This window comes from Streptomyces globisporus C-1027 (assembly GCF_000261345.2).
GTDB lineage: Bacteria > Actinomycetota > Actinomycetes > Streptomycetales > Streptomycetaceae > Streptomyces > Streptomyces pakalii.
This window is the reverse complement of the sequence record NZ_CP013738.1, coordinates 3,015,263-3,028,561: the sequence shown is the minus strand read 5'-3', so window position 1 is coordinate 3,028,561 and position 13,299 is coordinate 3,015,263. Positions and strand designations below refer to the sequence as shown.

General features: G+C 69.3%; 10 protein-coding genes and 1 rRNA gene. 10 read left to right on the top strand and 1 reads right to left on the bottom strand.

What is annotated here, in order from left to right; all coding sequences use genetic code 11:
* Positions 1-154: 154 nt before the first annotated feature.
* The 8 genes from WQO_RS12980 to WQO_RS12945 all read left to right on the top strand — a co-directional run bounded on the left by WQO_RS12980 (position 155) and on the right by WQO_RS12945 (position 8,856).
* A complete protein-coding gene (locus WQO_RS12980; RefSeq protein ID WP_029182223.1) occupies positions 155-532 on the top strand; it encodes a DUF3499 domain-containing protein in 378 nt (125 codons plus the stop codon).
* Positions 533-600: 68 nt separating this feature from the next.
* A complete protein-coding gene (locus WQO_RS12975) occupies positions 601-1,974 on the top strand; it encodes a phosphomannomutase/phosphoglucomutase (protein WP_010059938.1) in 1,374 nt (457 codons plus the stop codon).
* A 337-nt stretch (positions 1,975-2,311) separates the two neighbouring features.
* Positions 2,312-2,494: a Trm112 family protein gene (locus WQO_RS12970; RefSeq protein WP_003968734.1), complete on the top strand. Its 183-nt coding sequence runs from the start codon at positions 2,312-2,314 to the stop codon at positions 2,492-2,494.
* 176 nt (positions 2,495-2,670) lie between these two features.
* Positions 2,671-3,807 carry an SIS domain-containing protein gene (locus WQO_RS12965; protein ID WP_058953975.1) on the top strand — a complete coding sequence of 379 codons (1,137 nt, stop codon included), beginning with the start codon at positions 2,671-2,673 and terminating at the stop codon, positions 3,805-3,807.
* Positions 3,808-4,012: 205 nt separating this feature from the next.
* On the top strand, positions 4,013-5,188 hold the full coding sequence (gene manA / locus WQO_RS12960; protein WP_010059943.1) for a mannose-6-phosphate isomerase, class I: 1,176 nt from the start codon (positions 4,013-4,015) through the stop codon (positions 5,186-5,188).
* Positions 5,189-5,275: 87 nt separating this feature from the next.
* Positions 5,276-6,262: a cation diffusion facilitator family transporter gene (locus tag WQO_RS12955; RefSeq protein WP_010059944.1), complete on the top strand. Its 987-nt coding sequence runs from the start codon at positions 5,276-5,278 to the stop codon at positions 6,260-6,262.
* A 280-nt stretch (positions 6,263-6,542) separates the two neighbouring features.
* Complete coding sequence (ahcY, locus tag WQO_RS12950) at positions 6,543-8,000, top strand: adenosylhomocysteinase (RefSeq protein WP_058953974.1); 1,458 nt, start codon at positions 6,543-6,545, stop codon at positions 7,998-8,000.
* A 193-nt stretch (positions 8,001-8,193) separates the two neighbouring features.
* Entirely contained in the window at positions 8,194-8,856 is a 663-nt protein-coding gene (locus WQO_RS12945; RefSeq protein WP_010059946.1) for a hypothetical protein, read from the top strand.
* Here WQO_RS12945 and WQO_RS12940 read toward each other — a convergent pair.
* Positions 8,853-9,797, bottom strand: a complete 945-nt coding sequence (locus WQO_RS12940; protein ID WP_010059947.1) for an RDD family protein — start codon at positions 9,795-9,797, stop codon at positions 8,853-8,855. The genes WQO_RS12945 and WQO_RS12940 overlap by 4 nt on opposite strands.
* Positions 9,798-9,916: 119 nt before the next feature.
* Here WQO_RS12940 and WQO_RS12935 point away from each other — a divergent pair, with 119 nt between their 5' ends.
* Positions 9,917-10,924 (top strand): stage II sporulation protein M, encoded by a 1,008-nt coding sequence (locus WQO_RS12935; RefSeq protein ID WP_010059948.1) that lies wholly within the window; start codon positions 9,917-9,919, stop codon positions 10,922-10,924.
* Positions 10,925-11,620: 696 nt separating this feature from the next.
* Positions 11,621-13,146 (top strand): 16S ribosomal RNA (locus WQO_RS12930).
* Positions 13,147-13,299 lie beyond the last annotated feature (153 nt).

Below are 13,299 nucleotides of genomic sequence, written 5' to 3'. Positions count from 1 at the left end.
CGCGACCGGCCGGCGATCACAAGGCCCTTGCCGCGGCGCAGGTCAGGGTAGCCGCCGGAAGCCTCGCTGTGCCGCAGGTCACAGGGCGACACGGTGGGGTGACCCGAGGGGGAGTCGTCGCGGCCCGCTCAAGAGTGCGGTACCGTCCAACATCGTGAGCCCTGTACGTCGCTGTTCGCGCACCGCGTGCGGCCGCCCTGCCGTCGCGACACTGACGTACGTCTATGCCGATTCGACTGCGGTCCTCGGCCCGCTCGCCACCTACGCCGAGCCCCACTGCTACGACCTGTGTGCCGAACACAGTGAGCGGCTCACCGCGCCACGGGGCTGGGAAGTGGTGCGGCTCTCCGACGGCTCCGCCCCGGCGCACCCGAGCGGCGACGACCTCGAAGCACTGGCCAACGCGGTCCGCGAGGCGGCACGCCCGCACGACCGGGGCCCGGACGGCGGAGGCCGGGGACGGCGCTCGGCCGACCCGGTGGAGGTGGCCCGCCGGGGCCACCTGAGGGTGCTGCGCTCCCCGGACTCCTGAGCCCGTCTCCTCAGGCTCTACCAGCCCGGTAGTTTGGGCGGTCCGCAAAGACCCCAGGAGGACCGGCCGTGGTTGCTGATCTGTCGCAGCTCGTGAAGGCGTACGACGTGCGCGGAGTGGTGCCCGACCAGTGGGACGAGTCGCTGGCCGAACTCTTCGGATCCGCGTTCGTCCAGGTCACGGCCGCCGACGCGATCGTGATCGGCCACGACATGCGCCCGACCTCACCCGGTCTCTCCCGCGCGTTCGCCCGGGGCGCGGCGGCCAGGGGCGCGGACGTCACGCTCATCGGCCTCTGCTCGACGGACCAGCTCTACTACGCGTCGGGGGCGCTGGACCTCCCCGGGGCGATGTTCACGGCCTCGCACAACCCGGCGCAGTACAACGGCATCAAGATGTGCCGGGCGGGCGCGGCCCCGGTCGGCCAGGACACCGGCCTGGCGGAGATCCGCACCCTGGTCGAGCAGTGGTCGGAAGGCGCCCCGAGGCCGGCCGCCGCCGCGGCCCCCGGCACGATCACGGAACGCGACACCCTCACCGACTACGCGGCCCACCTCCTCGGCCTGGTCGACCTGACCGCGATCCGCCCCCTGAAGGTCGTGGTGGACGCGGGCAACGGCATGGGCGGCCACACGGTCCCCACGGTCTTCGAGGGCCTCCCACTCGACCTCGTACCGATGTACTTCGAGCTGGACGGCACCTTCCCCCACCACGAGGCCAACCCCCTCGACCCCAGGAACATCGTCGACCTCCAGGCCCGGGTGCTCGCCGAGGGCGCCGACCTGGGCCTCGCCTTCGACGGCGACGCGGACCGCTGCTTCGTGGTCGACGAGCGGGGCGCGGGCGTGTCACCGTCCGCGATCACCGCCCTGGTGGCCGCCCGCGAACTGGTCCGCAACGGTGGCCGGGGCATCGTCATCCACAACCTGATCACCTCCTCGTCCGTCCCCGAGGTGGTCCGCGAGAACGGCGGCACCCCGGTCCGTACCCGGGTCGGCCACTCGTTCATCAAGGCGGAGATGGCCGAGCACGGCGCGATCTTCGGTGGCGAGCACTCGGCGCACTACTACTTCCGCGACTTCTGGAACGCCGATACGGGCATGCTCGCCGCCCTCCACGTACTCGCCGCACTCGGCGGCCAGCAGAAGCCGCTCTCCGAGCTGGTCGCGGAGTACGACCGCTACACCGGCTCCGGCGAGATCAACTCCACCGTCGCCGACCAGACCGCCAGCCTGACCAAGGTCAGGAAGGCGTACGGCACCCGCGAGGACATCACCTTCGACGACCTGGACGGCCTCACGGTGACGGCCCCCGACTGGTGGTTCAACCTCCGAGCCTCGAACACGGAACCGCTGCTGCGCCTGAACGTGGAGGCGGGGGACGAGAAGACGATGACGGCGGTACGGGACGAGGTCCTGGGCTTGATCCGGGGGCCTTTGTAGCCGCTCCGGCGTTTGAGGAGCCGGGTCCGGGCGGAGCCCCGAAATCCAGCCCGTCCGGCGCTTGAGGACAAGAGCGGGGTCCGGGGCGGAGCCCCGGTTACGGGAAGGGGCCGGGCGGGGGAGAAGCCCGCCGCAGGCGCCGCCCCCACCCCGCCACCCCACCCCCAGGCCCCGCCCACCCCACGCCCAGGCCCCCGCCCACCCGGACCCCACGCCATCCCCGCCCCATCCCCCGTTTCCTCCCCCGGGCCAGGCCGCGCCCCCACCACCCCAGCGGTAGGCTGACGACGCCTGATCCACGCGGATCGGAACTCGCATGCTCGAAGGGACTCACCCCATGGCGCTCGAAGCCGGCCTCCTGGAGATCCTGGCCTGCCCGGCCTGCCACTCCCCGCTCGACGACCGTTCGGCGGCCGACAGCCCCGAACTGGTCTGCACGGGCGACGACTGCGGCCTGGCCTACCCGGTCCGGGACGGCATCCCGGTCCTCCTCGTCGACGAGGCCCGCCGCCCCGCCTGACGGCGAGCGACACCCGTACGGGACGACGGGGCGGCAGCGGGCCGCCGGAGAGGCGAACCGCCTCGGCTCCGAGCCAGGCCGAGCCAGGCCGAGCCAGGCAAGGCCGAGCCAGGCGAGGGCGCCCCACCCCCGTACCAGCAGCCCGCACCCCACCCGGTGATCGGAGGCCCACCGCCATGCTCGACGAGTCCTTGCTCGACGCCCCGGAAGCCCTGGCCCGAGCCGACCGCCGCGATCTACTGCGCGGCGCAGCCGAAGCCGGCGCCCGGGTCCGTACCGCCGCCCGGCACGCCGCCGAGGCGGGCATCGGCGGCCTGACCCCCGAGGGCCGCCCCCGCGCCGTCCTCGTCGCGGGACCGGGCACCGCCGCCTCCGGGGTCGCCGACCTGATCGGCGCACTGGCGGGCGCGGCCGCCCCCGTCACCCGCATCCACCCCACGGGCGTCGCCCCCGCCCCCGGCGCCCTCCGCTGGGCCCTGCCCGGCTGGGCCGGATCCGTGGACCTGCTCCTCATCGCGACCGCCGACGGCTCCGAACCGGGCCTCGCCCTGCTCGCCGAGCAGGCCTACCGCCGCGGCTGCACCGTCGTCGCCGTCGCCCCCACCCGCTCACCGCTGCGCGAGGCGGTCGACGGGGTGCACGGCCTGGTCGTCGCGATGGCGGCCGCCCCGCACGGCGAGTACGACGCCGAGACCTCGGCCGCCGGCCCCGGCACGCTGTGGGCGCTGCTCACCCCTCTGCTGGCGCTCCTGGACCGGGTCGGCCTGGTGACCGCGACCCCCGAGGACCTGCAGAAGGTGGCTGACCGCCTGGACCGCACCGCGGAACGCTGCGGCCCGGCCATCGCCACGTACAGCAACCCGGCCAAGACGCTCGCCGCGGAGCTCGCCGACAGCCTGCCGCTGCTGTGGACGGAGGGCGAAGCGGCGGGGCCCGGCGGCCGCCGCTTCGCCGCCGTACTGTCCGAACTGGCGGGCCGCCCCGCCCTGGCCGCGCAACTGCCCGAGGCGCTGCCCTCGCACGGCACGCTGCTCGCCGGGGACTTCGCGGCCGGCGCGGACCCCGACGACTTCTTCCGTGACCGGGTCGAGGAGGGCGAGACGCTGCGCGCCCGGGTCGTCCTGCTCCGGGACCGCCCGACGGGAGGCCTCAGCGCCTACCCGGCGGCCAGGGAACTGGCGCTCGGTCACGACACACCCGTCAGCGAGCTGGAGCCGGAGGAGGGCGGCGAACTGGAGAACCTGGCCGAACTGCTCGCGATCACCGACTTCGCGGCGGTCTACCTCTCGCTGGCGTCGGCACCCCAGCCCTGAAACGGACCACAGGAGGGGCAAGCCCCACCGGACGAGGCGCGACGGGCCCGGGGTCTCCGACTCCACCCGACAAGGCAAGCCCCACAGGCCCCACCCGCCCCTCACCCCACGGCCACCCCACCGACGCCAGGGCCTCACGCACCACTGATACCCCTGGTGTGAGCTTGAACCGCCCACCCGCCCAGCCCCACCCGAGGACGACTCCATGGACCGGCTGTCCAACACCGTGCGCCCCTACGCCTGGGGGTCCACCACGGCCATCCCCGCCCTGCTCGGCATCGCACCCACCGGCGAACCGCAGGCCGAGATGTGGATGGGAGCCCACCCCGGAGCGCCCTCACGTATCACCCGTACCACCGCGTCCGGCGAGATCGAACTCGCCCTCACCGAGGCCATCGACGCCGACCCGGAAGGCGAGCTCGGCGCACCGACCGTCGCCCGGTTCGGGCCTCGCCTCCCCTTCCTCCTGAAGCTTCTCGCCGCCGGCGCCCCCCTCTCCGTACAGGTCCACCCCGACCTGGACCAGGCCCGCGAGGGTTACGCCGACGAGGAGGCCCGAGGCGTCCCGATCGACGCCCCCCACCGCACGTACAAGGACGCCAACCACAAGCCCGAACTGATCTGCGCCCTCACCCCCTTCGCCGGGCTGTGCGGCTTCCGCCCGCCCACCGAGGCGGCGGACGCGATGGAGGCGCTGGGAGTCGACTCCCTCAAGCCGTACGTGGACCTCCTCCGCGCCCACCCCGAGGAAGCAGCCCTCCGTGAGGTGCTCACAGCCATCCTCGGCGCGGACCCGGCGGAGATGACCGAGACCGTGACGACGGCGGCGGCCGCCGCCGAACGCCTCGGCGGCGCCCACGCCCCGTACGCCCGCATCGCCCACCACTTCCCCGGCGACCCCGGGGTCCTCGCCGCGATGCTGCTGAACTACGTCGAACTCCAGCCCGGCGAAGCCCTGTTCCTCGGGGCGGGCGTCCCGCACGCCTATCTCGACGGCCTCGGCGTCGAGATCATGGCCAACTCGGACAACGTGCTGCGCTGCGGCCTGACCCCCAAGCACATCGACGTCCCCGAACTCCTGCGCATCGTCCGCTTCGAGGCCACCGAGCCCGGCGTGCTGCGCCCGGAAGCGGCCCCGTCGGGCGAGGAACTCTACGAGACCCCGGTCGACGAGTTCGCCCTGTCCCGCTACACCCTCGCGTCCGGCGCGGCCCCCACCGACCTCACCGCCCCCACCCCCCAGATCCTGCTCTGCACGGCGGGCACGGTCACCGTCGGCGAAATCACCCTGAAGCCGGGGGAGTCGGCCTACGTCCCGGCCGACGAGCGTGTCGAGGCGACGGGACCGGGCACACTCTTCCGGGCCACCGTGGCGGCCTGACCCACGGGCCGTCCGGGCGGCTGCAACAATGTGCCGCCTCACCGCGACGGCACATGCCGCGCACCGACGAAGGGACACCACGCACTCATGAGCGCGTCAGGCGGAACCAAGGCGATCGTGGCGGCACTCGCCGCCAACCTCTCGATCGCCGTGGCCAAATTCGTAGCGTTCCTCTTCAGTGGGTCCTCGTCGATGCTCGCGGAGAGCGTCCACTCGCTCGCCGACTCGGGCAACCAGGGACTCCTGCTGCTCGGCGGCAAGAGGGCGAAGCGCGAAGCGACCCCTGAACACCCCTTCGGCTACGGCCGCGAGCGCTACATCTACGCGTTCCTCGTCTCCATCGTCCTCTTCTCGGTCGGTGGCATGTTCGCCGTGTACGAGGGCTACGAGAAGATCAAGCACCCGCACGAGATCGAGGCCTGGTACTGGCCCGTCGGGGTCCTGGTCTTCGCGATCATCGCCGAGATCTTCTCCTTCCGTACGGCGATCAAGGAGTCCAACCTCACCCGGGGCGACCGCTCCTGGACCGAGTTCGTCCGCCGATCCAAGGCCCCCGAGCTCCCGGTTGTCCTGCTGGAGGACCTCGGCGCCCTCGTCGGTCTGATCCTGGCGCTCGGCGGCGTCGGCCTCGCCCTCGCCACCGGCAACGGCGTCTGGGACGGCATCGGCACCCTCTGCATCGGCATCCTGCTGATCCTCATCGCGATCGTCCTGGCCGTCGAGACGAAGTCCCTCCTGCTCGGCGAGTCCGCCGGCATCGAGAACGTCCAGAAGATCAAGGCGGCCGTGGTGGACGGTGACACCGTCACCGGCATCATCCACATGCGGACCCTGCACCTCGGCCCCGAGGAGCTGCTGGTCGCCGCCAAGATCGCCGTCCGGCACGACGAGACCGCCGCCGAGGTCGCCGAGGCCATCAACGCCGCCGAGAACCGCATCCGCGACGCGGTCCCGATCGCCCGGGTCATCTACCTGGAGCCGGACATCTACAACGCTGAGGCCGCCGGGACCGGAACCAACCCGGGCAAGACACTCGATGGCCCGGCCGAGACCCCGAGCGATTCCGGCCACTGACCCACCGCACACCAGCCCCGATCGGCCCGGTGACCCCTCACACATGCCCCTCTCTCCGAACGGGCTGGGGTCCACTGGGCCGTTCGGTGTAGATTCGGATACGGAAAACAGACGTCGCTGCTGATGGCGGTCGACCGGCTGGCACCAGCGAGCCGGGCGAGGGACAGAGGGCCTCCGACGGACTGCACTGCGAATCCGCCCGGGCATTCCTGTGCCCGCCGCGCCGCAGAGTCAGCCCAGAGACAGCCCACCCTCGACCCATCACGAGGAGCAGCCCGTTATGACGACGATCACCAACCGCCAGGACTTCAAGGTCGCCGACCTCTCCCTCGCCCCGTTCGGGCGCAAGGAGATCACGCTCGCCGAGCACGAGATGCCCGGTCTGATGTCGATCCGCAAGGAGTTCGCCGCCGCCCAGCCGCTGGCCGGCGCCCGGATCACCGGCTCGCTGCACATGACCGTGCAGACCGCCGTGCTCATCGAGACCCTCGTCGCCCTGGGCGCCGAGGTCCGCTGGGCCTCCTGCAACATCTTCTCCACCCAGGACCACGCCGCCGCCGCCATCGCGGTCGGCCCGAACGGCACCCCGGAAGCCCCCGCGGGCGTCCCGGTCTTCGCCTGGAAGGGCGAGACCCTGGAGGAGTACTGGTGGTGCACGGAGCAGGCGCTGACCTGGCCGAACACCCCGACCGGCGGCCCGAACATGATCCTCGACGACGGTGGCGACGCCACCCTCCTCGTCCACAAGGGCGTTGAGTTCGAGAAGGCCGGTGCCGCCCCGGACCCGTCGACCGCGGACAGCGAGGAGTACGCCCACATCCTCACCCTGCTGAACCGCACCCTCGGCGATGCCCCGCAGAAGTGGACCCAGCTCGCGTCCGAGATCCGCGGTGTCACCGAGGAGACGACGACGGGCGTCCACCGCCTGTACGAGATGCACCGTGACGGCTCCCTCCTGTTCCCCGCGATCAACGTGAACGACGCGGTGACCAAGTCCAAGTTCGACAACAAGTACGGCTGCCGCCACTCCCTCATCGACGGCATCAACCGCGCCACCGACGTCCTCATCGGCGGCAAGACCGCCGTCGTCTTCGGCTACGGCGACGTGGGCAAGGGCTGCGCGGAGTCCCTGCGCGGCCAGGGCGCCCGCGTGATCATCACGGAGATCGACCCGATCTGCGCGCTCCAGGCGGCGATGGACGGCTACCAGGTCGCCACGCTGGACGACGTCGTGGAGACGGCCGACATCTTCATCACCACGACGGGCAACAAGGACATCATCATGGCCAAGGACATGGCCCGGATGAAGCACCAGGCCATCGTCGGGAACATCGGCCACTTCGACAACGAGATCGACATGGCCGGTCTCGCCCAGATCGACGGCATCGTCAAGGACGAGGTCAAGCCCCAGGTCCACACCTGGACGTTCTCCGACGGCAAGGTCCTCATCGTCCTGTCCGAGGGCCGCCTGCTGAACCTGGGCAACGCGACCGGACACCCGTCCTTCGTGATGTCCAACAGCTTCGCCGACCAGACCCTCGCGCAGATCGAGCTGTTCACGAAGCCCCAGGAGTACCCGACCGACGTGTACGTGCTGCCCAAGCACCTGGACGAGAAGGTCGCCCGCCTCCACCTCGACGCCCTGGGCGTCAAGCTCACGACCCTGCGCCCCGAGCAGGCGGCGTACATCGGTGTCGAGGTAGAGGGCCCGTACAAGCCCGACCACTACCGCTACTGATCCACTCGCGGCGTTCGGAAGGCCGGCCTTCCGAACGCCGAGCGGCGTCACGGCATCCAGCAGCAGTTCCGCAGCAGATGCCCCGCCGTCCGCAGCAGACCCGTAGCAGTCCGAGTGCAGGCCCCCGCACCCCCGTGCCGGGGGCCTGCTCCCGTTACCGCCCCCGCACAGCCCGAGGAACCCGAAGGACCCCATGCCCCGCGGCAGGTATTCGCTCCACGACCTTCACGATCACACCTCCCTCGGCGAAGAACACTTCCACTGCGCCCCCGGCCCCTCCGGCTGGCGCTACGTCTCCCAGACCACATCCCCCTCCGGAGACCACCTCGGCTCCGTCGACCTCGCCCTGGACGAGCTGGGCCGGCCCATCCGCCTCGAACTCCATGCCGCGAGCTGGCAGGTACGAGGAGCGGCCCTGGAAGGGGTCACCTGGGTCCGGACCGATCCCACCGGCAGCCACGCCACCGAAGGCAACGTCCGCGCCCACGCCTTCGCCGGCACGTCCCCCGCATTCCTCATCGCCATGACCCGTCTCCTGCGCCTCACCCCCGCCTCCCCCACGACCCGCGTCCGCGTGGTCACCTTCACGGACCCGGTCCTCGCACCCAGGACCGTCGACCAGTCCTGGACCCTGATGAACAGTGAAGCGCACCCCACTGACAACGGCCCCCTGATCGTGGACGAATACCAGGTCAGCGCCCTGGACACCGGGGAGCAGCACACCGTCCACATCGCCGGCGACGTGGTCCTCGCGGCGCCCGGCATCGAGCTCGAACACCTGGAGACACCCCCGTCCCCGCGGGCCTACGGGGCTGACCTCGACGAGCCGGACACGGACCGGCCGGACGCCGACTAGCGGGGCGGAGCGAACCCCGCCGAGGAACCGCCCCCGCGCCGCTGCTCGTCATCACCGGCGCCACCGCCCCCAGCCTGGGAACGGGCCCCAGCGGCTGGAGGGGCCACAGGGGCCACGGCGACAACGGGGGTCGCAGGGACAACGGGGTTCACAGGGACAACGGGGCCCTCGGCGTACCCCCCGGCCCGAGGCCCGGCGAACACGCGCCGCACATCCCGGGACTGCCGCTCATGCACCACCGCGGCCAGAAACGCGGCCGCGGGAACACCCTGCGGCGCGGCGGCCCCCGTCCGCGCGACCAGCTCACCGGCCAGCCGTTCCGCGATCGACCGCCCCACGCCGGGATCCAGCTGCTGCATCCGCGTCAGGTACTGCCGTACCGCGGACCAGAGCTCGTCCGGTACGCCCGACAGATCCAGCTCCGCGAACCGGCCGACCAGCCACGGCGGGGGAGGCGGAACGGCGACGGACCGGCCCGTCGCGGCGACGCGCTCCCGGATCACCAGCGTTCCGGCGAACACGTCACCGATCCGGCGCCCCCGCGCCGACACCAGGGACGCGATGGAGGCCACGGCACCGAAGGTCAGGAGGATCTCGACGAGCCCCATGGCTCCACGGACGAGCGCGTGCCGGAACCGGATCGGCCCGCCGTCGTCCCGCACCACCCGCAGTCCGCAGGCCAGCTTCCCCAGTGAGCGGCCACGGCTCAACGTCTCCACCGCGACGGGCCCACCGATCAGGACCAGCAGGAACGAGGCGACCCCGATCGCCGCGACGGCGGCCTCGTCCAGGGCGGCGGAAGCGATTCCCAACACCACCGAGACCAGGATGAAGACGACGAACGTCACCGCCAGATCGATGGCAGAGGCCAGGGCCCGGCTGGGCAGCCGAGCGGGCCTCAAGCCCAGTACGACCGCGTCACCGGTCACCAACTCACTCATCGGGCCCCACCCTTCGCCGACCTTCCCTGCCCCAGCCGGGCCCAGTCTGCCAAGCTGACCGCCAGCGCGCCGCAGCAGTACGGACCCGTACGCCCCTTTGCCTGGAGCAACAGACGCCCATGGACCTCGACGTCTTCGTCACCGCCCACCGCACGGAGTGGGACCGCCTGGAACACCTCCTGCGCCGAGGGCGCCGCCTCACGGGTGCGGAAGCGGACGAACTGGTCGTTCTCTACCAGCGCACGGCGACGCACCTCTCCCTAATCCAGTCGAGCAGCTCCGACCCGCTCCTCACCGGACGCCTCACCCAGCTCGTGGCCCGCGCCCGATCGACCGTGACGGGAACCCGTAAGGCTTCCTGGCGGGACGCGGCCCGGTTCCTCACCGCGGGATTTCCCGCCGCGGTCTACCGCTCGCGCCACTGGTGGGTGCCCACCGCGGTGCTCTCGACCGTGGTGGCGGCACTGCTGGGGTGGTGGATCGGTACGCACCCCGAGGTGCAGGCCGCGATCGCGGCACCGGAAGACCTCCGCGCGATGACCCGGCCGGGCGGGGAGTACGAGACCTACTACTCCAGCCATCCGGCGGCGTCGTTCGCGGCCCAGGTATGGACGAACAACGCGCAGGCCGCGGCCCTGTGCCTGGTCCTGGGAGCGTTCCTCTGCATACCGGTGATCTGGATTCTCTTCCTCAACATGCTGAACCTCGGCGTCGGCATAGGCCTCATGTCCTCCGCGGGCCGGCTCGACGTCTTCCTCGGCCTGGTGCTGCCCCATGGCCTGCTCGAACTGACAGCGGTGTTCGTCGCAGCGGGCACGGGGCTACGCCTCGGCTGGGCGGTGATCGACCCGGGCCCTCTGTCACGCCGTACCGCCCTGGCCCAGCAGGGCCGCGCCGCACTGGGCATGGCCATCGGCCTGGCCCTGGTCCTGTTCGTCTCCGGGCTCATCGAGGGCTTCGTGACGCCGTCCGGTCTCCCGACCTGGGCTCGGATCACCATCGGCGTCGCCGCTGAGCTGGCCTTTCTCGCGTACGTCTACATCCTGGGCGGCCGCGCGGCCCGCGCCGGCGACACGGGAGACCTCGCAGCGGTCGAACGCAGCGCCGAACTTCCCACCGCAGCCTGACCACCGATGTGCTTTCACCCCTGCCGAGCTGCTAGTGTCCTCCTCGCCCACAAAACCCGTTGACACGGCAGATGTGGGGAGGTAGATTTGAACGGTTGCCTCGGACTGGACAAGTTCGGGATGAGCGCATATTGTCTGCTCCGCTCGTGCAGGGGTTCTCGTTAACTCCGCCGGGCCGCATGATTCTCCTTTATCGAATCGCCCGGGTTGTTCGTTTGCCCCGCGAGATTCTGATAAAGTTGGGTCCGCTGAAAGGCAAGGCCACTCCATAGGCCACCGGAAATCGAATTCGGACCGGAAACGGAACGAAAAAGAGTCTGGTAAAGTTGGAACCGCCGGAAAGGGAAAACGCGAAAGCGAAGGACCTGGAAAGCGAAACTGAAGGGCCCGCTTCGACCGGGAATCGGACGCGAAAGAGTCTGATAGAGTCGGAAACGCAAGACAGCAGGATAAAGAAGTAAAGACGAAGGGAAGCGCCCGGAGGGCCCCGGTGATACGGGACCGAAGGAAGCGTCCGTTCCTTGAGAACTCAACAGCGTGCCAAAAGTCAACGCCAGATATGTTGATACCCCGTCTCCAGCATCACGCTGGGACGCGGTTCCTTTTGAAATACACAGCGAGGACGCTGTGAACAACGGGTCTTATTCCGACCGGTTGTTCCGCTCTCGTGTGTGTGCACCCGATTACGGGTAAACATTCACGGAGAGTTTGATCCTGGCTCAGGACGAACGCTGGCGGCGTGCTTAACACATGCAAGTCGAACGATGAAGCCCTTCGGGGTGGATTAGTGGCGAACGGGTGAGTAACACGTGGGCAATCTGCCCTTCACTCTGGGACAAGCCCTGGAAACGGGGTCTAATACCGGATAACACTCTGTCCCGCATGGGACGGGGTTGAAAGCTCCGGCGGTGAAGGATGAGCCCGCGGCCTATCAGCTTGTTGGTGGGGTAATGGCCTACCAAGGCGACGACGGGTAGCCGGCCTGAGAGGGCGACCGGCCACACTGGGACTGAGACACGGCCCAGACTCCTACGGGAGGCAGCAGTGGGGAATATTGCACAATGGGCGAAAGCCTGATGCAGCGACGCCGCGTGAGGGATGACGGCCTTCGGGTTGTAAACCTCTTTCAGCAGGGAAGAAGCGAAAGTGACGGTACCTGCAGAAGAAGCGCCGGCTAACTACGTGCCAGCAGCCGCGGTAATACGTAGGGCGCAAGCGTTGTCCGGAATTATTGGGCGTAAAGAGCTCGTAGGCGGCTTGTCACGTCGGATGTGAAAGCCCGGGGCTTAACCCCGGGTCTGCATTCGATACGGGCTAGCTAGAGTGTGGTAGGGGAGATCGGAATTCCTGGTGTAGCGGTGAAATGCGCAGATATCAGGAGGAACACCGGTGGCGAAGGCGGATCTCTGGGCCATTACTGACGCTGAGGAGCGAAAGCGTGGGGAGCGAACAGGATTAGATACCCTGGTAGTCCACGCCGTAAACGTTGGGAACTAGGTGTTGGCGACATTCCACGTCGTCGGTGCCGCAGCTAACGCATTAAGTTCCCCGCCTGGGGAGTACGGCCGCAAGGCTAAAACTCAAAGGAATTGACGGGGGCCCGCACAAGCAGCGGAGCATGTGGCTTAATTCGACGCAACGCGAAGAACCTTACCAAGGCTTGACATATACCGGAAAGCATCAGAGATGGTGCCCCCCTTGTGGTCGGTATACAGGTGGTGCATGGCTGTCGTCAGCTCGTGTCGTGAGATGTTGGGTTAAGTCCCGCAACGAGCGCAACCCTTGTTCTGTGTTGCCAGCATGCCCTTCGGGGTGATGGGGACTCACAGGAGACTGCCGGGGTCAACTCGGAGGAAGGTGGGGACGACGTCAAGTCATCATGCCCCTTATGTCTTGGGCTGCACACGTGCTACAATGGCCGGTACAATGAGCTGCGATGCCGCGAGGCGGAGCGAATCTCAAAAAGCCGGTCTCAGTTCGGATTGGGGTCTGCAACTCGACCCCATGAAGTCGGAGTTGCTAGTAATCGCAGATCAGCATTGCTGCGGTGAATACGTTCCCGGGCCTTGTACACACCGCCCGTCACGTCACGAAAGTCGGTAACACCCGAAGCCGGTGGCCCAACCCCTTGTGGGAGGGAGCTGTCGAAGGTGGGACTGGCGATTGGGACGAAGTCGTAACAAGGTAGCCGTACCGGAAGGTGCGGCTGGATCACCTCCTTTCTAAGGAGCACTTCTTACCAGGCTTCGGTTTGGTCAGAGGCCAGTACATCGGCGAATGTCCGGTGCTGGTTGCTCATGGGTGGAACGTTGACTATTCGGCACGATGATCTGGTCACTACTAGTACTGCTTCGGCGTGGAACGTGGTGAACGGG

Excerpts from the sequence above, each read along its gene's own strand:
- WQO_RS12935 (WP_010059948.1), top strand. The coding sequence starts at position 9,917 with ATGGACCTCGACGTCTTCGTCACCGCCCACCGCACGGAGTGGGACCGC.
- WQO_RS12940 (WP_010059947.1), bottom strand. The coding sequence starts at position 9,797 with ATGAGTGAGTTGGTGACCGGTGACGCGGTCGTACTGGGCTTGAGGCCC.
- WQO_RS12970 (WP_003968734.1), top strand. The coding sequence starts at position 2,312 with ATGGCGCTCGAAGCCGGCCTCCTGGAGATCCTGGCCTGCCCGGCCTGC.
- WQO_RS12955 (WP_010059944.1), top strand. The coding sequence starts at position 5,276 with ATGAGCGCGTCAGGCGGAACCAAGGCGATCGTGGCGGCACTCGCCGCC.
- manA (WP_010059943.1), top strand. The coding sequence starts at position 4,013 with ATGGACCGGCTGTCCAACACCGTGCGCCCCTACGCCTGGGGGTCCACC.
- WQO_RS12945 (WP_010059946.1), top strand. The coding sequence starts at position 8,194 with ATGCCCCGCGGCAGGTATTCGCTCCACGACCTTCACGATCACACCTCC.
- ahcY (WP_058953974.1), top strand. The coding sequence starts at position 6,543 with ATGACGACGATCACCAACCGCCAGGACTTCAAGGTCGCCGACCTCTCC.
- WQO_RS12965 (WP_058953975.1), top strand. The coding sequence starts at position 2,671 with ATGCTCGACGAGTCCTTGCTCGACGCCCCGGAAGCCCTGGCCCGAGCC.